The sequence below is a fragment of the Pontibacter sp. SGAir0037 genome (assembly GCF_005491705.1).
Classification (GTDB): domain Bacteria; phylum Bacteroidota; class Bacteroidia; order Cytophagales; family Hymenobacteraceae; genus Pontibacter.
In genome coordinates this window covers 2204616-2227100 of record NZ_CP028092.1, presented here as the reverse complement: position 1 = coordinate 2227100, position 22485 = coordinate 2204616, and the positions used below count along the sequence as shown (strand labels likewise).

Genomic DNA, 22485 nt, shown 5'->3' with positions numbered 1-22485 from the left:
TTAGTAAAGAGGTGTAATCAAAACATGTAATTCAAGTTTACCATCGTTCTGGCATTGCTCTTGGTGACATGGTGATTATCGGTACTGCTAATCGGAAGCTGTAGTGTTCCGCCAACAGCCATGTTCCGGATGTAGATGTTCAGCCCCAGGTTAGAGAAATAAGCATCACCGCCTTGCTGAACCATATGATTTGTTCCAAATTCATCCGCTTTGGCATGCTCATAGTAGACACCGGCACTCGGAAGAAGCGTGACGTCCTCTACAGTGTACCAGTAAAAGAGGTTAGAGGAGGTGCTAAGCCTGTTCCCAAACCTGTACCCTGAGCTGTTTGCATTATTCATGCGGTAAGTTAAATCGCTGTTTAGGCCAAATTTACCTACTCGAATGGTATAGATTCCATTCAGCAAGTAATTGGTGCTGCCTGTGCCTGGTGATAATGTCTCCGTCTGCTCTCCTTCCTGTTGCCTGTCCGGGCGGATACCGGTTGCTACTTTTATACCACCGCCTACCTGCAGGGTATGCTTTACTGCATGGCTCAGGCTGTCGCCTGTATTCAGGAGAGCATAGTTTGCCAGTATGGTTATATCGCCCAAACCTTTGTAAGTGGTTAACCCACGGGTAGTGCTCTGCTCATTCAGAGCATAGGGAACAAAGGCAAATACCTGTACATTCTTAAAAGGTACAAACCTGCCCCATGCCTCCAGGGTACTGTAACGCTGCTCTATTACATCAGGGTGCGTCATGGGCATACCTTCGTGCATGTGTGTATGTGTGGTGCTAATGGTGTAGCTGCGGGTGCTGTAGCGCAGTCCGGCAAAGTTTCTATGAAACTGGGGCAGGATACCGAAATAACTCCCACCCATGGTGCAGCTGCCGTCGCAGGCGTGACTGCTGAAACGAATAGCCAGGAAGGCTATCAGTAAAAGTAAAATTCTCTTCATGGCGCTGATACATGTAAGGTTTCTGTAATAAAATGCTGCTATGGTGGGCAGTAGCTGTCAGTATAATCACTATTTGCTGAGGTGTTGCTGCAAATATCTGCTGAAGCCAATACCTGGAAAATGACTTCTATCACTAATAAAAGAGATTTATATCTTTTATTAGTTCTGATACCGACAATACCTTTGTTCTGTAATCAATCAACCAGTATTCTGCATGTTTAACGAATAACAGTTATGAAACCCGGTAGAAATATGAACTGCAACAGCACTAAAACCTTACCTGTCAGCAGACACTTGAGCACCATCCAAAGAGGTGTATTAGCTATAGCCTTCGGAGCTTTTCTTTATAGTTGCTCCTCTGGAAGCAGCGATAATAATCAGGACGACCTCAACCAAAGCACTTCTTCCAGCACAACTGAAGCAGAGGCTCCAGCAGCGGATAATGGAAAAGGCGTTGGCCCGGTAAAGGAGGTAACCCTCGGAGAGGGAATTGATGAGCAGCTGGCGTCACAGGGTAAAGCTTTGTTCGATGGCAAGTGCTCTGCCTGCCACCAGTTAAGCGACCAGAAGGTGGTAGGACCTGGCCTGGCGGGTGTAACAGAACGCCGCCAACCGGAATGGATCATGAATATGATCGTGAATCCGGAGGAGATGACCAAAAAAGACCCAACTGCTAAAAAGCTGCTGGCCGAGCACCTTACCCAGATGACAAACCAGAATGTGAACGAGCGGGATGCTCGTGCCATGCTCGAATTCTTCCGGCAAAACGATGCGTCCAATTAACCAGCATCCACACAACAATTAACCATAAAATATTATGGAAACTCTGATAAATAAATTCAGAAAAGTCGCCCCTAAGGCTGCCATGGTAATGGCAGTAGCAGCAGGCGCAGCGCTACAGGGGTGTAGCAACACAGATGGCGGTAACACAAGTGCCACAGCCGAAGGAGTAGCTTCTGACGCTGCTTCTGCGGTGTATGTAGCCCCGGGCAAACACGATGAGTTGTACTCCTTCCTGTCAGGTGGTTTTAACGGGCAGGTATCTGTTTACGGTCTTCCTTCGGGACGCTTGCTGAAGATTATACCAGTGTTCACGCAGCATGGTGAAAATGGTTACGGTTATAGTGAAGAGTCGAAGGCCATGCTGATGACCTCACATGGTTTTGTGCCCTGGGACGACCTGCACCACCCTAAACTGTCGCGTACCGATGGGCAAACAGATGGCCGCTGGTTGTTTGTGAACGGAAATAACACGCCTCGTGTAGCCCGAATCGACCTGACAACATTTGAAACAGTGGAGATCATGGAGATTCCGAACTCTGCCGGCAACCACTGCTCTCCTTACCCAACCAACAACAACGAGTATGTAATTGCAGGTACACGCTTCTCTGTTCCACTGGATATGAAAGGGGGTACAAGCGATGTAAGCCTAGATAAGTACGAAGAAGAATTCCGTGGCTCTATTTCCTTTATTAAAATAGACAAGGATAAAGGCGACATGGACCTTGATTTCCAGATCCTGGTTCCTGGCTTTGACTACGACCTGGCGAATGGCGGTAAAGGCCCATCTGAAGACTGGGTTTTCTTCACGACTTACAACTCTGAGAAAGCCGGTACATTAAAAGAAGTAGGAGCTTCTCAGAATGATAAGGACTTTCTGGCGGCAGTAAACTGGAAATTAGCAGCTAAATACGCTAAAGAAGGCAAAATTCATGAAATGCCAGCCAACTATTACCACAACAAGCTCGACAAGGACACTCACACAGCTCAGTCAACTGTGAAGAAGAAAGTTCGCTACCTGTTACCTGAAGAATGCCCGGGTATGATGTACCTGCTGCCTGCTCCTAAATCGCCACATGGCATCGACGTAGATCCAAGTGGAGAGAACATGGTAGTAAGTGGTAAACTGGCATCTGCGATACCTGTGTTCTCTTTCTCTAAAATGCAGGAGGCCATTAAAAACAAAGCTTTCGACGGTGAGAAAAATGGTATTCCGGTGCTGAAGTACGAAGCTGTGCTGAAAGCCGAAGTGAAAGAGCCAGGTTTAGGACCATTGCACACCGAGTTCGACGGCAAAGGAAATGCTTATACCTCTATGTTCGTGTCTTCTGAAGTAGTGAAGTGGAAATTAAGCGATTTTACGGTTGTAGACAGAATTCCGGTTTATTACTCCATTGGTCACTTAATGATTCCTGGTGGCGATACAAAGGAGCCACTCGGCAAGTACCTAGTAGCCATGAACAAAATTACAAAAGACCGCTACCTGCCAACTGGTCCAGAATTAGCGCACTCTGCACAACTGATCGATATTTCCGGTGAAAAAATGAAACTGTTGCTTGACTTCCCTACGGTGGCTGAACCACATTATGCTCAGGCTATCCGTGCTGAGAAAGTGGCACCTAACAGCGTGAAATTTCATAAACTGGACGAGAACAAGCATGCCCATGCCGTGAAGAAAGAAGCAGATGTAAGCGTGACCCGCGAAGGCAAGAACGTGATACGCGTGAAAATGACAGCAATCAGAAGTCACATGACCCCAGACAACATCGAAGGCGTACAAGTAGGTGATACCGTTTACTTTCACGTAACGAACCTGGAGCAAGACTGGGATGTACCGCATGGTTTCGCTATACTGGGTGCCAACAATGCTGAAACACTGATCATGCCTGGCGCTACACAAACCTTGAAGTGGGTGCCTAAGAAAGAAGGGGTGTATCCGTTCTACTGCACAGACTTCTGTTCCGCACTACACCAGGAAATGCAGGGTTATATTCGTGTATCTCCTAAAGGATCCAAAACGCCGATTGCTTTCTCTACTGGCAAAAAGAAACAAAACATACCAGGCGTAGCAGCCTCACATTAATGCTCTGACAGGGTAATCAGCGGAGGTTACCCCAAGTGGCTTCCGCTGATTTTTTATTCAATTTCACCTTATACTATACAAGGATGAAAGCTTACCAAAAAGTGCTGATGGTTGTGGCAGCCTTATCTCTTGGCTTACTGTTTATGTTCCCGATGTGGAAGATATACCTGAAAGCCCCACAATATCCCGAAGGACTAGAACTGCATATCTGGGTAAACAAGCTGGGAGGCAGCTCTGAAAGTGTCCTTCAAAACTTTAATATACTGAACCACTACATCGGGATGGAGCCGATTCATGCCGAGTCGTTTGCGGAGCTAAAGTACATGCCTTACATCGTCATCTTTTTTATGATTACGGGTGTGCTGGCAGGTCTGGCCGGGAAAAGGAAACTGGTACTAAGCTGGAGTATTCTGCTCATGCTATGCGGAGCGGCTGGCATACTGGATTTCTATCTATGGCTGGTAAGGTTCGGCACAAACCTCGATCCAATGGCTGCTATAAAAGTTCCAGGTATGACCTATATTCCTCCATTGCTGGGAAACAAGGTACTGTTAAACTTTGAGGCTTTGTCGCTGCCGTCCTGGGGCAGTCTGGGTATATTTCTGGCTATCACCATCTCCTGTTTCACTTATTTCCTGAGTCTGAAAGGCAAGCGACCTCATTTTCTATCCCGAACACCTAAAGCAGCATTGTCATGAAAAACACTGTGATATATTTATATGCCTTGGGGCTGGCGCTGTTCCTGGCTGGATGTCAGGTGGAGCCTAAGCCCATTGCCTACGGCCAGGCAAACTGCACTCATTGCAGTATGACAGTAGCTGATAACCGCTATGGGGCAGAGCTGGTAAACGACAAAGGCAAAGCTTATTTTTTTGATTCTGCTGAGTGTTTAATGGCTTATGTAAACGAACAGCCGGAACAGGCTGGAAAAGCCGCTTTTCTGCTGGTAACTGACTATACCCAACCTAATACACTTGTAAATGCACGCGATGCGCATTACCTGCAGACAAAACAACTGCAAAGCCCGATGGGCATGTATTTAACAGCCGTAGCCGATCAGGCTGCCGCAATCAAAATGCAGGAGGAGCTGGGAGGCCAGCTGCTAACCTGGAACGAAGCGGTAAAAGCCGTGCAGCATCATGAAAGACCTGAGTAAATATTTTTCACTTGTAGCAGCCACTTTGGTATTGCTGCTTTGGGCCGATGTAGCCTGTGGCAATACGCTTAGAGTGTGTACAAGCTGCCATTATACCTCTTTAAAGCAGGCCATAGCCAAAGCCAAACCCGGCGATACAGTACTGATCGAAGGGGGTATATACCAGGAACATGGAATCGAAATCAATAAACCGTTAACTATACTCGGTAGAAACAAGCCGGTAATTGACGGAAACTATAAAGGCCAGATTTTTACTATTAGCTCAGACAATGTCACGGTGGAAGGCCTTACTTTAAAAAACATCACCACCAGTTATACCCGCGACGATGCAGCCATCCGGGTAGTGGAGCGTGGCAACATCCGCATCCTGAACAATAGCATCCTGAATACTTATTTTGGAATTTACCTGCAAAACGCCGACAACTGTGTGATAAAGGGTAATGTGGTAACAGGAAGGGATGTAGCTGGCATGAATGAGTCGGCGCTGGGTAACGCCATACACTTATGGTATTGCAATAACGCTGTCATCAGCAACAATAAAGTCAGAGGCCACCGCGATGGCATCTACCTGGAGTTTGTAAAGGACAGCGAAGTAAAAGACAACCTGAGCCAGCACAACCTGCGTTACGGTCTGCACTTTATGTTTTCCGACCGCAATGTGTATACCCATAACATCTTCCGGCAGAACGGTGCTGGTGTAGCAGTTATGTACACACGCGATATCCGCATGGAGCATAACACCTTCGAGGGTAATTGGGGAGCTGCATCGTATGGGTTGCTTTTAAAGGAAATCAGTAATAGCGTCATTCAGAATAATACGTTTCGCAGCAACACCACGGGTATCTATATGGAAGGCTCAAACCGGCTGAATATACATCGTAACGATTTCGACCAAAATGGCTGGGCCATCAGGTTGTTAAGCAGCTGTTCCGACGATGTGTTCAGGTTAAACAACTTTACTGGGAATTCCTTTGATGTAAGCACCAACGGTAACTCCACCTTAAACAGGTTTGAGAACAACTACTGGGATAAGTATGGCGGCTACGATCTTAATAAAGATGAGCTGGGCGACGTGCCGTACAGGCCAGTTAGTTTATACGCCATGCTGGTGGAGCGGGTGCCGCCCTCTGTCATGTTTATGCGCAGCTTTATGGTAGACCTGCTGGATAGCATTGAAAAGGTGCTGCCGAGCTTTATACCAGAGGATCTGGTAGATGACCAACCCTTAATGCGAAAGATCAGCCATGATAACAATAGAAAACTTACAAAAGTCATACGGTAAGCTGCAGGTGCTCAAAAACCTGAGTGTTACTTTCGGAGCAGGTAAAGTAGTGTCTGTGATAGGTCCGAACGGCTCCGGCAAAACCACTATGAGTAAGTGTATACTGGGCATGGTGCTGCCCCATGGTGGTGATATAAAGATTGGAGGCGAAAGCATACTCGGGCAGCATGCCTACCGCAGCCAGATAGGCTATATGTCCCAGATTGGCCGCTACCCCGAAAATATGAAGATACGGCAGGTTATCCAGATGATCCGCGACATCCGGAAAGATGCAGCAGAGGTGGATGAGGAACTGATCGGGCTGTATGGTCTGAAAGAAATGTATGAGAAACGTATGGGTGCGCTATCGGGAGGCACAAAGCAAAAAGTTAGTGCTGCACTCGCATTCATGTTTAACCCGCAGATACTGATACTCGATGAACCTACAGCGGGCCTGGATCCTGTATCAGCGGAAATTTTAAAAAGCAAGATTCTGAAAGAGAAGAAGAAAGGGAAGCTGATTCTTATTACATCGCACATTATGAGTGAGGTAGAAGAAGTAGCCGATGAAGTAATATGCCTGGTAGAAGGGCAAGTAAAGTTTCATGAAACGATCGCAGGTATAAAAGCCCAGGCCAATGAAGAGCGCTTAGGCAAGGCCATTGCTAAGATCATGAAGGAGGGGGACTAAACCATGAGAAAGATTATCAAATATGTTTTTTACGACATTATCCGGAACAAAGTCGTCGTGGCGTATACCATGTTCCTGTTGCTCCTCTCTGTTGGTTTGTTTCACCTGGGCGGCAGTCCCGATAAAGCTATACTCAGTCTCCTGAACCTGGTACTGCTAACAGTACCCCTGATCAGTATTGTTTTCGCGACGATGCACTTCTACAACTCCTATGAGTTTATGGAACTGCTGGTAGCACAGCCGGTTAACCGAAAAAAAATCTTTCTGAGTGAATATTTAGGTGTTGCCTGTTCCCTTGCCGGGGCATTTATACTCGGTGTGGGGGTACCGGTGCTGCTTTTCGGTGCCAGCCTGACCGGCTTTTACCTGTTGCTCACAGGTGTGTTCATGACGTTTATTTTCGTAGCCATGGCCTTTCTTGCCACTGTTATCTCCAGGGATAAAGCCAAAGGTATAGGCATTGCATTGCTACTGTGGTTTTACTTTGCCCTGATCTACGATGGTATAGTCCTGTTAGTACTTTACACCTTTACAGATTATCCGCTGGAGCATGCTACCCTAGCCTTAACAGCACTGAACCCGATAGACCTGGGCCGGATTATTGTATTGCTCAACCTGGATGTGTCCGCTTTAATGGGCTATACCGGAGCACTTTATAAGAGTATACTTGGCAGCATGTGGGGGATAGGGCTTGCCTTTACGCTGCTGCTGGTGTGGGTGCTGGTTCCGCTGTTAATTTCTAAGCGTGTGTTCCAGAAACGGGATATTTAAAGCTGATGATTGTCTTACCGGCAACTGATGATTGTCATTCTTATGCTGACAGGGTTCCTCTAATTTTGTGTATGACATTCATTTTTAACCTTATTAGAAATGAAAAAAACACTATACCCATTCTTGCTGCTCTTGCATACACTTAGTTGTATGCAGCCCGAGCACGTTAATATACATCATGAGGTGGTGCACGATACCGCCACCGAGCTGGTACTCCATAACGGGGAACGCTGGCAGGTAGATGAGACAACCATTCATAGTATGAGACTTTTGCAGGCAATCCTGCAGGAGCATGCGTTCTTTTATGAGAACCGCACGCCTGAAGCTTATCAGGTTCTTGGCCAGATACTACAGGAAGAAATGCAGCAGGTCAATACGCATTGCACTTTAAAGGGAGAGGCACACGATATGCTGCATGTATACCTGAAGCCCTTCGAGGAAGATGCAAAGCTGCTGAACGGCAATAGTCTGGCAACAGCTTCAACAGCTTATGAACGTATGAACGACCATATCCAGCTCTTCGATACTTATTTTAAATGAAATGCAGCTAGTGCAGGAAAAGGAAGCAAGCCTGAGGATGAGGCGGGAAACAGTGATAAGAGCAAGGGTGGCACTGAGTTATTTTACACTGGTGGCTTTAATGGGACTACTGTTGCGCTGGCAGTTATATAGCCCGGTTGAAGTACTGAATTATAGAAATCTGTTGCATGCACATTCCCACGTAGCTTTACTTGGCTGGCTATACTGTGCTTTTTTTGCTGCGCTGCTTTATGCTTTTCCACCCGAAACAGAAAAACAAAGACATTCTTTTAATCGCCAGTTTTACCTCACGCAGGTATCCGTGCTGGGCATGTTGTTCAGCTTTCCTGTACAGGGGTATGCTTTATTTTCCATCACATTTTCTACTTTACACATTCTGTTAAGCTATTGGTTTGCCTGGAGTTTCTGGAAGCATGTAAAGCAGAATGATAAGCTGTGGAGGAAGTATAAGCTATCTCTTCAATTCATAGCTTGGGCGCTACTGTTCCTGGTGCTGTCAACTATAGGTCCATGGGCATTGGGGCCTATCATGGCAAAGGGAATGGCGGGTGGCAAACTATATTATTCTGCCATATATTTTTACCTCCATTTTCAATACAATGGCTGGTTTACTTTTGCTGTACTAGGTTTGTTGTTCTGGTATTTGAGGAGTAGAGGCATCTGCTATAGTAAAGTATGGGCAAAAAGGGTATATACACTTATGGTATTAGCGTGTGTGCCTGCCTTTGCGCTTTCTGTGCTTTGGGCAAAGCCGGGAGCCATATGGTTTGGGATAGGAGGAATTGCAGCAGTGCTGCAGATGATGGCACTAGGGTACTTGTTAAAGCTCTTGTGGGAGGTGCGGGAGGAGTTGGCTCGCGAGCTAATGCCATGGGTAAAGGGACTGTTTCTACTGGCCTTGCTTGCTCTCTCTCTTAAGCTGGTGCTACAGGTGGCATCCGCTGTTCCATACTTTGCAGATCTGGCGTATAACCTGCGTTACTTTATTATTGGTTACCTCCACCTGTCCCTCATCGGCTTTGTGTCGGTTTTTATGCTGGGCTTCTTTGTGCAGCTGGGGCTGTACCGGCTGGGTAAGTACGGGAAGATCGGGTTGGTCCTGCTGCTCCTGTTCTTCTTTATATCAGAAGCATTTTTATTTCTGCAAGGCACGCTACTCTGGCTGGAATTAAAAAGTTTGCCAAACTTTAACCTCCTGATGTTTATCATAAGTATTGGTATGCCTGTGGGCTTACTGCTTTTCTTTTTTGAACAGAAGAGCTTGTATTTGTACAGGCAGAGAAGATAGCCTTCAAAGACTTCACAGCGCACACAGCCCCTGCACGCATCCAGGCCAGTTGATTCTACACCAGGAGGGAGAATATCAGGCTTCCTTCCTGGTGTAAAATTATATTCAGATGATCCTTTTCCCTTAGCTACAACCCAAACTATTCCCACAGTTCAGGCACTTATAGCAGGTGCCGGAGCGAATAGTGATATGGCCGCAGGTGTTGCAGATCGGGGCATCTCCCATCATGTTAGCCAAGACCTGCTGAGTCTGTTCTATCAGGAGTGTTTGTGTTTTGGTATAAACAGCTTTTCCGTTACCATTTACATGTGCCGGAACATCTGCTATCGCTTTAGTACCTGGTACAGAAGCAGGTTCGGGGGTAGCTTCAGCATCTATACTTGGTGTTGCTTTATCCTGCACATGCACCAGTTCTGTTTGGTTAAGGTATTCGTAGCCCAGCAGCCTGAACATGTAATCAAAAATAGAAGTGGCTGATTTTATGTTGGGGTGTTCTACACGGCCAGCCGGCTCGAAGCGGGTAAAGGTAAAGCGACTGACAAACTCTTCCAGCGGTACGCCATACTGCAGACCCAGTGAAACCGCAATAGCAAAGCAGTTTAGGATAGACCGGAAAGAAGCGCCCTCTTTATACATATCAATAAAAACTTCTCCCAGCGTGCCATCGGCATACTCACCTGTCCGGATGTAAACGGTATGCCCGTCTATTTTAGCCTTTTGGGTAAAGCCTTTACGTTTATCGGGCAGCTTCCTGCGTTCGACCATGTGCGATAATTGCTGTCGGAAACTTTCGTTGGACGCATCGGCCAGTATAGTTTTTGCTGCCTGTAACACCTGATCAGCACTATAGCTCAAGGCTGCTGCTTTGGCTTCCTCCATTTTTTGCGGTTCCTGCTCATTTGTACTGCCGGATTTAGCCGAAAGTGGCTGCGAAAGCTTGCTGCCATCCCGGTAAAGGGAACAGGCTTTTAGTCCAAGTTCCCAGGAGAGGGCGTAACAACGGGCTACTTCTTCCGCAGTAGTTTCGTGGGGCAGGTTAATAGTTTTAGAGATAGCACCAGAAATAAAAGCCTGCACCGCCGCCATCATCCGAATATGGCCCTCCGGCAATATGTAGCGGGTGCCTTTGTTGCCGCAGCGGTTCGCACAGTCGAACACCGGGTAATGCTCGGGCTTAAGGTAAGGTGCCCCTTCAATTGTCATGGTGCCGAACAGGTACTCATTTACCTCTTCCAGTTGCTGGTAGGTATAGCCGAGGGCGCGGAGCAGGCTAAAATCAGACTTATTGTAAGTAGCTGCTGTAAAACCCAGTCGCTGCAAGCAGGCTTCTCCCAAAGTATAACTGCTGAACAAGGTATGTACATCATACGCAGTAGGCAGGGCTGCCTGGAGTGTAGCAATATCTGCTGCTGTAAAGCCATTGCTTAGCAGGGAAGATTTAGTTAAATGGGGTGCACCATCCAAGGTAGCATGGCCTTTGGTATAGTTTATAATAGCTTCTGTTTCTGCAGCCGTATAGCCAAGCATTTGTAAGGCTGCAGGTATAGATTGGTTAATGATCTTGAAATAGCCGCCCCCTGCCAGTTTTTTATATTTTACCAGCGCAAAATCTGGTTCCACGCCTGTCGTGTCGCAGTCCATGAGCAGGCCTATAGTGCCTGTGGGGGCAATAACAGTGGCCTGCGCATTGCGGTAGCCATACTGCTCACCAAGGCTCAGGGCTTCGTCCCAGGCCCGGCAGGCGACATTTAGCAGATCGGCCGGGCAATGTGCAGCATCAAGCGCAACAGGAATTATACTTAATTCGCTATAATTTGCAGGCGTGTTGTGAGCAGCAAAGCGATGGTTGCGAATCACGCGGAGCATGGCTTCTTTGTTCTGCTTATACTTCGGGAAAGCTCCCAACACAGCTGCAATTTCTGCTGATGTCTTATAGGTGATGCCCGTCATGAGTGAAGTGATAGCACCTGCCAGGGCTCTTGCTTGCGGGCTGTCGTAGGGAAGGCCCTGCACCATGAGCAAGGCACCCAGGTTAGCGTAACCAAGGCCAATGGTACGGTAATCGAAAGACCGCTGCGCAACAGCCTCTGATGGAAACTGCGCCATCAGCACGGATATTTCCAGCACAATGGTCCAGAGGCGGGAGGCATGCTCAAAAGCAGCGATATCAAATGTGTGCGACTCAGTATCAAAGAATTTGATTAGGTTAAGCGAGGCCAGGTTACAGGCCGTATTATCCAGGAACATATACTCGGAGCAGGGGTTGGAGGCTCTTATCGGTCCGTCGGCCGGGCAGGTATGCCACTCGTTGATGGTGGTATCGAACTGCACTCCCGGATCAGCACACGACCAGGCAGCATCAACCAGTTGGCTCCACAGTTCCTGTGCAGGCACTTCTTTTACCACACTACCATCGGTACGGGCTGTCAGTTTCCAGTTTTCCCGTGTTTGCAGGGCTTCAAAAAAGGCATTCGGTATGCGTACCGAGTTGTTGGAACTCTGCCCTGACACTGTTTGGTAAGCTTCACCGTTATAATCGGAAGAATAGCCTCCCTTTATCAGCGCCGCCACTTTCTTTTCCTCATCTTTTTTCCAGTTAATGAAGTCCAGAATTTCCGGATGATCCAGGTCAAGGCAAACCATTTTGGCTGCTCTGCGGGTAGTACCACCTGATTTGATCGCACCTGCTGCCCGGTCGCCTATACGCAGAAAAGACATAAGGCCAGATGAAGAACCGCCGCCGCCCAAAGTTTCATCTTTGCCCCGGATGCTGGAGAAGTTGGTGCCTACGCCCGAACCATACTTAAAGATGCGGGCTTCCTGCACCCACAGATCCATAATGCCGCCCTTGTTTACCAGGTCGTCTTCCACAGCCAGTATAAAGCAGGCGTGTGGCTGTGGCCGTTCGTAAGCTGACAGCGACTGTTTAATTTTTTTAGTTTTAGGATCGACATAAAAATGACCCTGCGCTTTGCCTTTCAGTCCATAGCTTTCATAAAGGCCTGAATTAAACCATTGCGGAGAGTTAGGAGCAGCATACTGGCCGAGCAGCATGTATACCAGCTCGTCGTAGAACGATTGGGCATCTTCTTCGCTGGCAAAATAGCCATAGCGTGTGCCCCAGGCCCTCCAGCAGTTCACCATACGATGTACCACCTGCTTTATAGAATTTTCTGAGCCTGTACTTCCATCGGGTTGCGGTACGCCTGCTTTGCGAAGATATTTCTGCGCCAGGATATCTGTAGCGATTTGCGACCAGGCAGCAGGTACTTCTACATCCTTCATTTCGGCTACTACATCGCCAGCAGGGTTACGGATGGTGGAAGAACGGGACGCATAGTGGAACATATCATAAGTGCTGGTGCCTTGCCTGGTAAATCGGCGGGAAATGCGGAGGCCTTTAGACTTGTGTTTATTTTTTTCCATAGGGGATGATGGATGATGAATGAAATGATATATAGCTGGAATAAAGTGGAAGAGTAAAAGTCGAGGCTATTGTATCAATAAAAAATGACAAGGATCATCTTAATAAAAGACTTTTATGTCTTTTATTTAAACCTGACTCAACTACATTTGCACAGATGATTGATTACAAAACAGATAAAATATTTAAAAAATATGGCAACGACAGAAACAATAGAAATTTTAGATGTAACCGTTATCGAACCACGGCTAAAGCACCCTACTATTTTTGAATGGTTCGATAAACTGCAAGGCGGAGATGCCTTTATTATCCATAACGACCACGACCCTAAACCGCTGTATTACCAATTACTGGGCGAACGCGGAAATGTTTTTAAATGGGATTACCTGGAGCAGGGGCCTGAGATATGGCATGTACAAATTACAAAGCTTACACCAGCTGCTGGCGAAACAGTAGGGGAGTTGGTGGCAAAAGATTTCCGGAAGGCACAGGTGTTTAAAAAGTTTGGCATCGACTTTTGCTGTGGCGGTAAAAAATCGGTAGCACAGGTGTGTGAGGAGAAAGGAATTAACCAGACAGCATTGGAGCAGGAGCTGAAAAGCTTGCCAGAAACCACAGCCGGACGGGATGAAAACTTTGATTCCTGGGAATTGGGTTTCCTGGCCGATTACATTGTAAACGTACACCATAAGTATGTGCGGGAGGCCCTGCCTGCGCTGTATGAGTACACCACTAAAATTGCCCGGGTGCATGGCAACCGCCACCCCGAACTGCTGGAGATTGCAAAGCATTTTGTAAATGTGGCCAACGAGCTGGAGGCACACATGCCGAAGGAAGAGCGTGTGCTGTTCCCCTATATTAAGCAACTCGACGAGGCAAAGAAGAACGGCCAGAGCATCGACAGACCTGCTTTCGGCTCCATTCAAAACCCGATCAACATGATGGAGATGGAACATGAAGCAGCTGGTGATGAACTGGAGGCGATCCGGGAGCTGAGCCAAAATTTTACACTGCCTGCCGATGCCTGTGCTACCTACCAGGTGGCATTTGCAAAATTGCAGGAATTTGAAAGTGATCTGCACCGCCACATTCATTTGGAAAATAATATCCTGTTCCCGAAAGCGCTGGAACTGGAAAAAGAAGTGTTAAAGTAATATGATCAGGATTTTCAGGATGTAAGGATAAATAGGGTTTGTACAAAATATAAGAACTGCTGGTGCGAGCTACAAGCTCGCACCAGCTTCTAGACTTTTAAGCTCCGTTTCTTAAATAAGGAGGGGTGGGGGTGGTTGGGTCTTTTCAACGATTTATCCTGTTCATCCCTAAATTCTGAATCCTAAGAGAAAAGACCATGAAAAGAGCAACCACACCATTGAAAAGAGATAAAAGCCTGGTGCCACTGTCACGGGAGCACCACTTTGGATTACTGTTTTGCTGGAAGCTGCGGCAGGGGCTTCAGAATGGAACTGACCTGGAGGTGCTTCGGGAGTATGTGCAGTACTTCTGGGATCATGTGCTGAAAGCACATTGCGAGGAAGAAGAGTGGCTCCTGAACCGGCTGGTGCCTGAAAATGAAACACCGCGCCTACAGCTGGAGGAGGAACACCACCTGCTGCACGAAATTATCGACTGCATCTGCCAGGGAAACCGGCTCACAAGAGAGCTGTTCGAGGTGCTGCAGCAAGACCTGGAGGAGCATATCCGCTGGGAAGAACGGCACTTGTACCCATACCTGCAGGCCGTTACGCATTCCGATCAACTCGAGCTGACAGGGCAACTACTGGCGCATAAACATACTGATAAACAGGATAGCTTTCCGATCAGCTTCTGGGAAAAACCATCTAAAACAGCTTAGCGATGACTATTGCCCCCAACACTAAAATTTCAGCAATCATAAAAGCAAATCCCGAAGCCATTGAGGCCATTGCCTCTATTAACAAACATTTTGCCAGGCTCCGAAACCCGCTGCTCCGCAAAGTGCTGGCCTCACGGGTAACAATAGCCGATGCTGCCCGGATAGGCTGCTGTGAGGTAGATACTTTTTTTGAAAAGCTGGTGCCCTTAGGGTTCACCATCAACAATAGCTCTGCTACTCCAACAGCAGCACAGTTGCCTAAACCTGAGCCTGAACTGCCTGGCTTTCCGGTTGATTTGTCTGAGGATAATATACTTTCGCTGGATGTGCGGGAAGCTATTTCAACAGGCCAGGATCCTTTTCTGGAGATAATGGGGGCGGTAGAGGAAATTGGCAGTCATAAAGTCCTCCGGCTCATCAACACCTTTGAGCCCACGCCGCTCATTGCTATACTTCAGAAGAAAGGCTATACCTCCTTTACCGAAGAGAAAGCTGCTGACCTGGTGTATACCTACTTCCGGAAACAAACTGCGCCTGCTATCCAAGCTACAGAAAACACATTAGAGTTAGCTCTAAGCTTTGAAGCAATTGAAAAGCGCTTTGAAGGCAAATGCAAATACCTGGACGTGCGCCACCTCGAAATACCGCAGCCCATGATCTCTATTCTGAACGAACTGGAACTGTTACCTCCTGATAGGGCACTTTACGTGGCCCATAAGCGGATACCTCAGTACCTTTTGCCACAACTGCAGGAAAGAGGCTTTTCCTATACCTCTAAAAGCGTGGGGCTTGCCGAAGTTTACCTAATCATTTATAAAGAGATATAATTATGAGTACTGCAACCATTTCCAAGTCTCCAGGCAAATGGGTCGTGTTGCCTCATTATGCCTTTGCCGCCTGTGCCTTTCTGGTACTGGGCATCCTGCTGCTTTTATCTACAGATGCTTTTGGAGGGCATTATTTTAACCCGAAGCTTCTTACACTCACGCATGTAGCAGCGCTAGGTTGGGCTACCATGCTGATCTTCGGGGCACTTTACCAGCTACTGCCTGTGCTGCTGGAATGCAAACTGCACAGCGAGCGATTAGCCATGTATACATTTGGTTTGCTTGCAGCGGGTACCATTTTATTGGCTTGTTCCTTCTGGCATTTTCAGTTGGGCGGGCTGATGCAATCAGGTGCAGTTCTGCTTTTCCTATCCTTTCTGTTGTTTAATGTCAACGTCATACAAACAGCTAGAAAGGCTCCTAAATGGACCATAGAAGCCGATTTTATCGTTACTTCTGCTATCTGGCTGCTGGTTACAGGCTTAGTTGGCTTGCTGATGGCTTTTAACTTTACCATGGCTTTTTTGCCTGCAGACCATCTGCACTACCTCAAGCTGCATGCTCACATAGGGATGGCTGGCTGGTTTCTGTTACTCATTATTGGCGTAGGAGCTAAGTTAATTCCGATGTTCCTGCTTTCGCACCCTACCCACACCAAAAAGCTGGACTGGAGCTATAACTTGATCAATGCAGGCTTAACTTTGTTTGGCATTGATCACCTGTTCTTTCATACTCCTTTCTTGCCTGCTTATGCGGCACTGGTTGTAGCAGGAGTAGGCTTGTTTCTGTCATTCCTGTACGAGGCAAATTGCCTGAAGCAGCGGCACGATATAGACTTGGGCATGAAACAGACATTTGTAGCTCTTGGTCTTTTACTGTTGCCGTTGCTATTGGTTATTGTGGTAAGTAGTGATCTGGCGCTCTCACCAAGGTGGTTGTCTTCTATCTGCCTGGTATATGGCATTTCATTATTTCTGGGATTTGTAACGGCTATTATACTGGGGCAGACTTTTAAAACCCTACCTTTTATAGTTTGGATGCATGCTTACGAAAATCTTGTGGGACGTTATAAGACCCCACTACCCAAAGATATTTACAGCCATAAATTGTTGTTGTGGCAGAACCTAAGTTACTTATCAGGCTATATAGTGCTGATAACAGGTGTACTGTTGCAATTGGAACAGCTTATACTTATGGGTGCCATTCTGTTTACTGTAACAGCGGCGCTGTATACTGTAAATGTATTCCGACTGCTCTTACACAAAGTACGCGACCTAAAACCTTTTGCTTATGAAAACGCACAGGCTGGACTTGGGATCTGAAGTATTCGAAACCCTGAAATATATTATAGATCCTGAAGTGGGTATTAACATTGTAGACCTTGGGTTGGTTTACAGCGTAAGTCTGCAAGAGGATGTATTAACGATAGAACTGACGCTAACTACGCCAGGCTGCCCTATGGGCGGCACCATTGTGACAGCAGCAGAGCAGATACTGCAGAAACGCTTTCCTGATCTGGATGTGAAAATTGAGCTGGTATGGTCCCCGGCATGGTCAATAGAAATGATTACCGTAGAAGGAACGCGCCAGTTGGAAGGGAAATAGAGTTATCACTTCATCGTATTAGAAATGATAAACTCAAAAGAGAGTTTAGAGCATACGCAACAATTATATAAGTTAAGACTTCCATAATTGTATACTATACTTCATTTGATTAATAATGACGGTTTTTGAGCAATTGTTTTATTTAATATTAAATGGAGTAACTATAGTACCTTTGCTGCTGCAAATTGTACTTGTGTAAAAAGTGCTTCTTGAGAATAGTACACCTAAGTTGCAGAATTGGAATTTTAGATACTATTTCTAATTCATATTTTTAAATTGGGCAAAGGCCTCAGCTATGCTATCGAAAACTACAGAATATGCTCTTCGTGCCATTGTATACATTGCCATTATAAATGCAAGTGGCCGTAAAGTAGGCTTTAAGGATATTGGTAAAGAGCTGGAAGTACCGGTACAGTATATTGGTAAAATTCTGCAGGAAATGGTCCATAAAAACCTGATAGCATCAGCTAAAGGACCAGGCGGAGGATTTTACCTGCACCGGCCATCCTCTGAACTGACCATACTGGAAGTAGTGAATGTAATTGATGGGCTGGAGGCTTTCAGAAAGTGCGGGATGGGTATGAAGCAGTGCTCCGACAAACACCCCTGTCCGCTCCACAACGATATCAAAGCTTACCGCGATCATCTGCTGAAAGTTTTCAAAACAAAAACCATTCAAGATCTTGTAGAAGGCATCAAAGCCGGTAGTTCATATATTACCAATGTGCCGGAATAGGAGTAGGCATGCACCAGCGCTACCTGGAGCGACTATCTCTACAAATACAAGCGCACCATTTTTCGCCAGTAGCGGGGGCGGTGGGCTTCTTCGTCCCAAATGTGCAGGGCGTGTGGTATGCCTTTGCTATGGAGTACCTGGCTCAGATACAGATTGCTGCCCAGGAACGGGTCTTCTTTTCCCACTGCCAATACGATGTCTATGCTTCGGAGGGCGTGCAGCCAGGAGTCGCCTATGCCCGGAAGGTACTGGTTGGGCATATTAAAGTATACATTCTCACTCCAGTAGCCCTGCAGCAGGTCGCGGTAGTGGCTGATCTGCTGGCCCAGCTCATAGCGGCCGCTCATGCCTGCCACCTTGCTAAAAAGGTTTGGGTGCTTGAAAGCGAAATTTACAGCATGGTAAGCTCCCAGGCTGCAGCCGGCAGAAATCATGGCAGCTCCGGGACTTTTACGATGTATCAACGGAATTACCTCCTGCAGAATGTACTGCTCGTATTGCAGGTAGCGGTCAACTTTGGCTGAGGGGTGGCAGCTGTCGCAGTAAAAGCTTTCGGTGTCTACGCTGTCTACACAGTATACCTGCAGATGCCCCTGCTCTATCTTATCACGGATGGCTTCTATCATGCGCCAGTTTTCGTAGTCGTAGAAGCGGCCCATGCGTGCCGGGAAAAACAATACAGCCGCACCGGCATGGCCGAAAACCAGCAGCTCCATATCCCGCTGCAGGGAGGGGCTGTACCACTTATGGTATTCTCTGTTCATCGGGAGCGGCAGCTTGGGATAGCAGCAGGTTTGGTATCACTATTTCCTGGGTTCCGGCGAAGGCAGCGGGATGTTTGCCCGTATAATTTTGGTCCAGAGTTCGTAGCCTTTGCTGTTCATGTGCAGGCCATCGCTTTCGTAATACATGTGCTGCGGATTTCCATAGATGTCGAGCATCGGGTCAAACACGTTTATAAACTTCCAGTTATGGTGCAGCCGCATAATCTCCGACTCAATCAGGCGGTTCGTGTACCTGAAGCTTTCGAGCAGGTGATTGCGGCTGGGGCTTGGTTTTAGCGAAACAAAGTAGCAAGGCAGCTGGTCGCCGAAGCGTTGCCTGGTGCGGGCTACAAACTGCTGAAAAAAGATAAACACCTCTTCCGGGTTCCGGCCATCGCCCAGGTCGTTGTCGCCGGCATAAAGCACCAGTGTATCAGGATTAAAAGGAGCCACGGCACGCTCAAAAAACCAGACACAGCCGGCCAGGGTAGAGCCGCCAAAACCCAGGTTTACAGGTATATATTCTTTAAAGTCCTTCTCCAGCGTTTCCCATAGCCTGATAGAAGAGCTACCGTAAAATAATGTAGACGGACTGTAGCTAAGCTCCGCTCTTTCTTTCTCCAGCCTTTGTATTTCTTCCTCGTACCAATACATACTTTCTTCCCTGTAAATGAATGAAAAGCCCGTTTAGGTTTACCTCCGGATTTCCCGAAACTATACCCTTTACCTGCTTTTGCTGCTTCAGGTTGTTGTGTAAAGGTTTTATATGTTGATTGGTAAAAAAGAAAGCAGCAAATTATTTCTATTAAGCAGGGGCAGACTGTCGTAGCAGCTTTAAAGGGGGCTAAAATAACAAACTCCTGCAGGCTAAGCTGAAGGAGTTTGTAAAGTAATTGTTAAATTTCAAGCAGATGTGGCTGCTGCTACGCCTGCTATACCACATGCTTCAGCATAGAAGCTATAGTTGTTGTTTTACCCTTTATCTTTTAAAATAAATGCGGAAGGTGGTGCCTTGGTTGAGCTGGCTTTCTACTTCTATGTGACCACCGGCATTGTCTACTATTTTCTTTACCATATAAAGGCCGATACCGGTGCCCTCTACGTGGTCGTGGAAGCGCTTGAACATCGTGAACAGATCTGCCGTACGGCTGCTGTCAAAACCAAGTCCGTTGTCGCTTACAGTAAGTACATGAAAGTCGGTTATGCTGTGGCAGTTGATCCTGATCTGCAGCTTGCGCTCCGGAGAGCGGTATTTAAGGGCATTGGAAAGCAGGTTATACACCACACTCCGCATGTTCTTTTTAGAAAATTTAATAAACGGACAAGCGGTTATATCAATTTCCATCTTCGCTCCGGAAGATTTAATTAATGGCTCCAGGTCCAGGCTTACTTCCTCGATCACTTCAGATAAACTAACTTGCACCGCTTCGGCAGTACTGGCATGCTGGAGCTTCACTACATCGGTGAGGCTATGGATGGTATCTTTAAACCGATCCACAGACTGTTGCATCAGGAGCATGATCTGAAGGGCAACAGCTCCGGGTGCTCCATTTGTGTTCAGCTCTTCGTGCAGTATGGTCAGAAGCCCCTCGATATTGGAAATCGGTGCTTTTAAATCGTGTGATGCGGTATAGATAAAGTTGTCCAGATCGTTGTTGATGCGCGTAAGCTGGGTATTCTTTAACTCCAGCGCCTCTTCTGTTTTCTTCCGCTCTGTTATGTCTCTGCTTACAGCCAGCTGAGCCAGCCCGTTAGCACCCGGAAGAGGAACGGCATGTGTTTCTATGCGGCGGCGCGTTCCGTTTAGCCCGATAATATCAAACTCCCAGCTCAGGCTTTCTCCCCGGCACACACGTTTGTGGTTCTTTATCCAGCGGGAGCGGTATTCTGGTGCAATTACTTCATATACACAGGCGTTCCCCAGCAGGTCTGCCGTGCCTTCTACCATTTCCAGTCCCGAAGGGTTCATGTATTGCAGTGTGCCTGCGTCATCAACAATCTTGATACATTCGGGAGTAGCATCCAGGATGGCCTGCAGCCTTTCCTGGCTTACTTTTTCTTCATGCACATCGGTCGCAGTGCCAAACCATTTGATTATGTTGCCTTCTTCGTCGCGTTGCGGAAAAGCCCGGCTCAAATGCCACCTGTAAGAACCATCTTTTAACTGAAGCCTGTGTGCTTTCTCATAAACGGATCCTTCTCTTATAGCTTTGTTCCAGGCTTCAGTGGTTGGCTGTTCGTCTTCAGGATAAAGTAAGCCGCTCCAGCTCCAGGTGTTGTCTTCCAGTTTTCGGGCGCCGGCAAATTCACTTACTCTGTCGTTGTAAAAGTATACTTCGCCCTTGCTGTTGGCTATCCAGACGATCTGGGGCATAGAGTTGGCCAGGTTGTTCAGCTCTCTTGTGCTTTCTTCGATTTGCTTCTGCGCCAGGATCATGTCGGTTACATCGGACCCGGAATTAACAACGCCATATACTTTGCCTTCGGTATCAAACAAAGGTGTAAAGCTGAAATCGAAGTAATTAGGCTTCAGCTTTCCGTTTACCACTAAGTCTATCCGGTGGTTCTTGCTGTTAAAGGGGATCCCCGTTTTATATACTCTTTCGAGATGTTCAAAGATTTCCTGGTCTTCGAGTTCCGGAAGAAGTTCTCTGTAGAGCTTTCCGATAATGTCGTTGCCTTTGCCCAAGCCGTCTTTCAGCCCTTGGTTGGCAAACTGTATGCGCATTTCGGGGCCCATATAAACGCCCAGAGGGTGATACAGGCTTTCTATCACAGAACGTACCTGCTGCTCACTCTCTTCAATTTTTTTGCGGCTTATCACTTTTTCGGTTACGTCATGCGTAATGCAGAATACACCTATTGGCTCTTTATCGGAAGCCTGTTCGTAATAAGGCTGGTATACTATATCGAAGTAGCGGAGTTCTTCTTTCCCGCTGGCCCGGCTGTAAAACTCTAAATCTTTGGCATGGTAGGGCAGACCGGTTTTGCGTACATAGTCCAGCACCTCCGCAATACCCAGTGCTTTTAATTCCGGGAGCGATAAGAATAAGGGTTTGCCAATTATTTCCTTATTGATGCCCAGTACCTTATAAAGCTCCTCGTTTGCCAGCTCAACTATGTTTTCAGGACCCGTGACAATAGAAATACCTACAGGAGCCTGCATAAACAGGCTATAGGCAGTTTTCATGATCTTGACAGCTTCCTCGCTTTTCCGGGCCAGCACCAGTTCTGTCACATCTGTCGTGGTGTGTAAAATATAACTTACATTACCTGCGGCATCTAAAACAGGCTTACAGCTCGACGACCAATAACGTACTTCAAATTTTCCTTCGGCGTTTCGTATATCGTAGCGTCCGACAGGAGCCTGGTCTAGCTTTTTTTCAAGCAGGGCCCGATGCAGTGATTTCCGGAAGTTACGGGGACCTGTTGCGGTTACAGCTTCGGGATTTTCGGGAAAGACTTCAAAGGCATCTTTCCCCAATACCTTTTGCCTGTCCTGGCCGATAATTGCCAGTAAGTCATCGCTGATGGCGATAATGGTGAAATGTGGCGGGTTAGGTTTCAGAACCAGGTGTTTACCTGGCATTACGTTAAAAACTGATTGAAAATCCGGCTGTAAATCCTGGTTCATTCTAAAATTGTAAAAACCCTGTTTCAGGAGTTTAAAGATTTGCAGTTGAAGCCTGGCCGCCGGGCTTGCTGGTCCTGTTGTTTAGGATACGCTGCCGGATCAGTATCTGCAACTGTCCTCAACCTGTTG

General features: G+C 47.1%; 20 protein-coding genes. 15 read left to right on the top strand and 5 right to left on the bottom strand.

The genetic code is table 11. From position 1 onward, the window contains the following. Window positions 1-17: 17 nt before the first annotated feature. Entirely contained in the window at window positions 18-941 is a 924-nt protein-coding gene (locus C1N53_RS09025) for a hypothetical protein (protein ID WP_137758989.1), read from the bottom strand. Window positions 942-1175: 234 nt separating this feature from the next. Between C1N53_RS09025 and C1N53_RS09020 the strand changes: the two genes are divergently transcribed. The 9 genes from C1N53_RS09020 (at window position 1176) to C1N53_RS08980 (ending at window position 9511) form a co-directional block, all read left to right on the top strand. Then, a complete protein-coding gene (locus C1N53_RS09020; RefSeq protein WP_240773439.1) occupies window positions 1176-1724 on the top strand; it encodes a cytochrome c in 549 nt (182 codons plus the stop codon). Between the two features lie 34 nt (window positions 1725-1758). Continuing rightward, window positions 1759-3804, top strand: a complete 2046-nt coding sequence (gene nosZ / locus C1N53_RS09015) for a Sec-dependent nitrous-oxide reductase (RefSeq protein WP_137758988.1) — start codon at window positions 1759-1761, stop codon at window positions 3802-3804. 83 nt (window positions 3805-3887) lie between these two features. Continuing rightward, entirely contained in the window at window positions 3888-4502 is a 615-nt protein-coding gene (locus C1N53_RS09010) for a hypothetical protein (protein WP_137758987.1), read from the top strand. Then, the gene (locus tag C1N53_RS09005) at window positions 4499-4960 is read left to right on the top strand and encodes a nitrous oxide reductase accessory protein NosL (RefSeq protein ID WP_137758986.1); all 462 of its coding nucleotides are present in this window, start codon (window positions 4499-4501) and stop codon (window positions 4958-4960) included. The genes C1N53_RS09010 and C1N53_RS09005 overlap by 4 nt, the downstream gene beginning before the upstream one ends. After that, on the top strand, window positions 4944-6242 hold the full coding sequence (locus C1N53_RS09000) for a nitrous oxide reductase family maturation protein NosD (protein WP_137758985.1): 1299 nt from the start codon (window positions 4944-4946) through the stop codon (window positions 6240-6242). The genes C1N53_RS09005 and C1N53_RS09000 overlap by 17 nt, the downstream gene beginning before the upstream one ends. Then, the gene (locus C1N53_RS08995; protein ID WP_137758984.1) at window positions 6205-6912 is read left to right on the top strand and encodes an ABC transporter ATP-binding protein; all 708 of its coding nucleotides are present in this window, start codon (window positions 6205-6207) and stop codon (window positions 6910-6912) included. Before C1N53_RS09000 ends, C1N53_RS08995 begins: the two co-directional genes overlap by 38 nt. Window positions 6913-6915: 3 nt before the next feature. Further along, complete coding sequence (locus C1N53_RS08990) at window positions 6916-7683, top strand: ABC transporter permease subunit (RefSeq protein ID WP_137758983.1); 768 nt, start codon at window positions 6916-6918, stop codon at window positions 7681-7683. Between the two features lie 99 nt (window positions 7684-7782). Next, window positions 7783-8223 carry a hypothetical protein gene (locus C1N53_RS08985; RefSeq protein WP_137758982.1) on the top strand — a complete coding sequence of 147 codons (441 nt, stop codon included), beginning with the start codon at window positions 7783-7785 and terminating at the stop codon, window positions 8221-8223. A 37-nt stretch (window positions 8224-8260) separates the two neighbouring features. Next, window positions 8261-9511, top strand: a complete 1251-nt coding sequence (locus C1N53_RS08980; RefSeq protein WP_137758981.1) for a hypothetical protein — start codon at window positions 8261-8263, stop codon at window positions 9509-9511. A 123-nt stretch (window positions 9512-9634) separates the two neighbouring features. Here C1N53_RS08980 and C1N53_RS08975 read toward each other — a convergent pair whose 3' ends face one another. Then, window positions 9635-12937 carry a vitamin B12-dependent ribonucleotide reductase gene (locus tag C1N53_RS08975; protein ID WP_137758980.1) on the bottom strand — a complete coding sequence of 1101 codons (3303 nt, stop codon included), beginning with the start codon at window positions 12935-12937 and terminating at the stop codon, window positions 9635-9637. Between the two features lie 192 nt (window positions 12938-13129). Between C1N53_RS08975 and ric the strand changes: the two genes are divergently transcribed. The 6 genes from ric to C1N53_RS08945 all read left to right on the top strand — a co-directional run bounded on the left by ric (window position 13130) and on the right by C1N53_RS08945 (window position 17958). Next, entirely contained in the window at window positions 13130-14089 is a 960-nt protein-coding gene (gene ric / locus C1N53_RS08970; protein WP_137758979.1) for an iron-sulfur cluster repair di-iron protein, read from the top strand. Between the two features lie 197 nt (window positions 14090-14286). Continuing rightward, entirely contained in the window at window positions 14287-14790 is a 504-nt protein-coding gene (locus C1N53_RS08965) for a hemerythrin domain-containing protein (RefSeq protein WP_137758978.1), read from the top strand. A 2-nt stretch (window positions 14791-14792) separates the two neighbouring features. Further along, window positions 14793-15617 (top strand): DUF2249 domain-containing protein, encoded by an 825-nt coding sequence (locus C1N53_RS08960; RefSeq protein ID WP_137758977.1) that lies wholly within the window; start codon window positions 14793-14795, stop codon window positions 15615-15617. A gap of 2 nt (window positions 15618-15619) precedes the next feature. Continuing rightward, window positions 15620-16939, top strand: a complete 1320-nt coding sequence (locus C1N53_RS08955; protein WP_137758976.1) for a hypothetical protein — start codon at window positions 15620-15622, stop codon at window positions 16937-16939. Continuing rightward, a complete protein-coding gene (locus C1N53_RS08950; protein ID WP_137758975.1) occupies window positions 16908-17222 on the top strand; it encodes a metal-sulfur cluster assembly factor in 315 nt (104 codons plus the stop codon). Before C1N53_RS08955 ends, C1N53_RS08950 begins: the two co-directional genes overlap by 32 nt. Before the next feature lie 295 nt (window positions 17223-17517). Further along, window positions 17518-17958 carry an Rrf2 family transcriptional regulator gene (locus C1N53_RS08945; RefSeq protein ID WP_137758974.1) on the top strand — a complete coding sequence of 147 codons (441 nt, stop codon included), beginning with the start codon at window positions 17518-17520 and terminating at the stop codon, window positions 17956-17958. 38 nt (window positions 17959-17996) lie between these two features. On the opposite strand, the gene C1N53_RS08940 is transcribed toward C1N53_RS08945, so the two are convergent. The 3 genes from C1N53_RS08940 to C1N53_RS08930 all read right to left on the bottom strand — a co-directional run bounded on the left by C1N53_RS08940 (window position 17997) and on the right by C1N53_RS08930 (window position 22356). Beyond that, window positions 17997-18722, bottom strand: coding sequence for an esterase family protein (locus C1N53_RS08940; RefSeq protein WP_137758973.1), 726 nt, complete (start codon window positions 18720-18722; stop codon window positions 17997-17999). Between the two features lie 39 nt (window positions 18723-18761). Further along, window positions 18762-19376 (bottom strand): GDSL-type esterase/lipase family protein, encoded by a 615-nt coding sequence (locus tag C1N53_RS08935; protein ID WP_137758972.1) that lies wholly within the window; start codon window positions 19374-19376, stop codon window positions 18762-18764. Window positions 19377-19701: 325 nt separating this feature from the next. After that, the gene (locus tag C1N53_RS08930; RefSeq protein ID WP_137758971.1) at window positions 19702-22356 is read right to left on the bottom strand and encodes a PAS domain-containing protein; all 2655 of its coding nucleotides are present in this window, start codon (window positions 22354-22356) and stop codon (window positions 19702-19704) included. Window positions 22357-22485 lie beyond the last annotated feature (129 nt).

Bases quoted from the DNA above. Each gene is read 5' to 3' on its own strand.
- C1N53_RS09025 (WP_137758989.1), bottom strand. From the start codon at position 941: ATGAAGAGAATTTTACTTTTACTGATAGCCTTCCTGGCTATTCGTTTC.
- C1N53_RS09020 (WP_240773439.1), top strand. From the start codon at position 1,176: ATGAAACCCGGTAGAAATATGAACTGCAACAGCACTAAAACCTTACCT.
- nosZ (WP_137758988.1), top strand. From the start codon at position 1,759: ATGGAAACTCTGATAAATAAATTCAGAAAAGTCGCCCCTAAGGCTGCC.
- C1N53_RS09010 (WP_137758987.1), top strand. From the start codon at position 3,888: ATGAAAGCTTACCAAAAAGTGCTGATGGTTGTGGCAGCCTTATCTCTT.
- C1N53_RS09005 (WP_137758986.1), top strand. From the start codon at position 4,499: ATGAAAAACACTGTGATATATTTATATGCCTTGGGGCTGGCGCTGTTC.
- C1N53_RS09000 (WP_137758985.1), top strand. From the start codon at position 4,944: ATGAAAGACCTGAGTAAATATTTTTCACTTGTAGCAGCCACTTTGGTA.
- C1N53_RS08995 (WP_137758984.1), top strand. From the start codon at position 6,205: ATGATAACAATAGAAAACTTACAAAAGTCATACGGTAAGCTGCAGGTG.
- C1N53_RS08990 (WP_137758983.1), top strand. From the start codon at position 6,916: ATGAGAAAGATTATCAAATATGTTTTTTACGACATTATCCGGAACAAA.
- C1N53_RS08985 (WP_137758982.1), top strand. From the start codon at position 7,783: ATGAAAAAAACACTATACCCATTCTTGCTGCTCTTGCATACACTTAGT.
- C1N53_RS08980 (WP_137758981.1), top strand. From the start codon at position 8,261: ATGAGGCGGGAAACAGTGATAAGAGCAAGGGTGGCACTGAGTTATTTT.
- C1N53_RS08975 (WP_137758980.1), bottom strand. From the start codon at position 12,937: ATGGAAAAAAATAAACACAAGTCTAAAGGCCTCCGCATTTCCCGCCGA.
- ric (WP_137758979.1), top strand. From the start codon at position 13,130: ATGGCAACGACAGAAACAATAGAAATTTTAGATGTAACCGTTATCGAA.
- C1N53_RS08965 (WP_137758978.1), top strand. From the start codon at position 14,287: ATGAAAAGAGCAACCACACCATTGAAAAGAGATAAAAGCCTGGTGCCA.
- C1N53_RS08960 (WP_137758977.1), top strand. From the start codon at position 14,793: ATGACTATTGCCCCCAACACTAAAATTTCAGCAATCATAAAAGCAAAT.
- C1N53_RS08955 (WP_137758976.1), top strand. From the start codon at position 15,620: ATGAGTACTGCAACCATTTCCAAGTCTCCAGGCAAATGGGTCGTGTTG.
- C1N53_RS08950 (WP_137758975.1), top strand. From the start codon at position 16,908: ATGAAAACGCACAGGCTGGACTTGGGATCTGAAGTATTCGAAACCCTG.
- C1N53_RS08945 (WP_137758974.1), top strand. From the start codon at position 17,518: ATGCTATCGAAAACTACAGAATATGCTCTTCGTGCCATTGTATACATT.
- C1N53_RS08940 (WP_137758973.1), bottom strand. From the start codon at position 18,722: ATGAACAGAGAATACCATAAGTGGTACAGCCCCTCCCTGCAGCGGGAT.
- C1N53_RS08935 (WP_137758972.1), bottom strand. From the start codon at position 19,376: ATGTATTGGTACGAGGAAGAAATACAAAGGCTGGAGAAAGAAAGAGCG.
- C1N53_RS08930 (WP_137758971.1), bottom strand. From the start codon at position 22,356: ATGAACCAGGATTTACAGCCGGATTTTCAATCAGTTTTTAACGTAATG.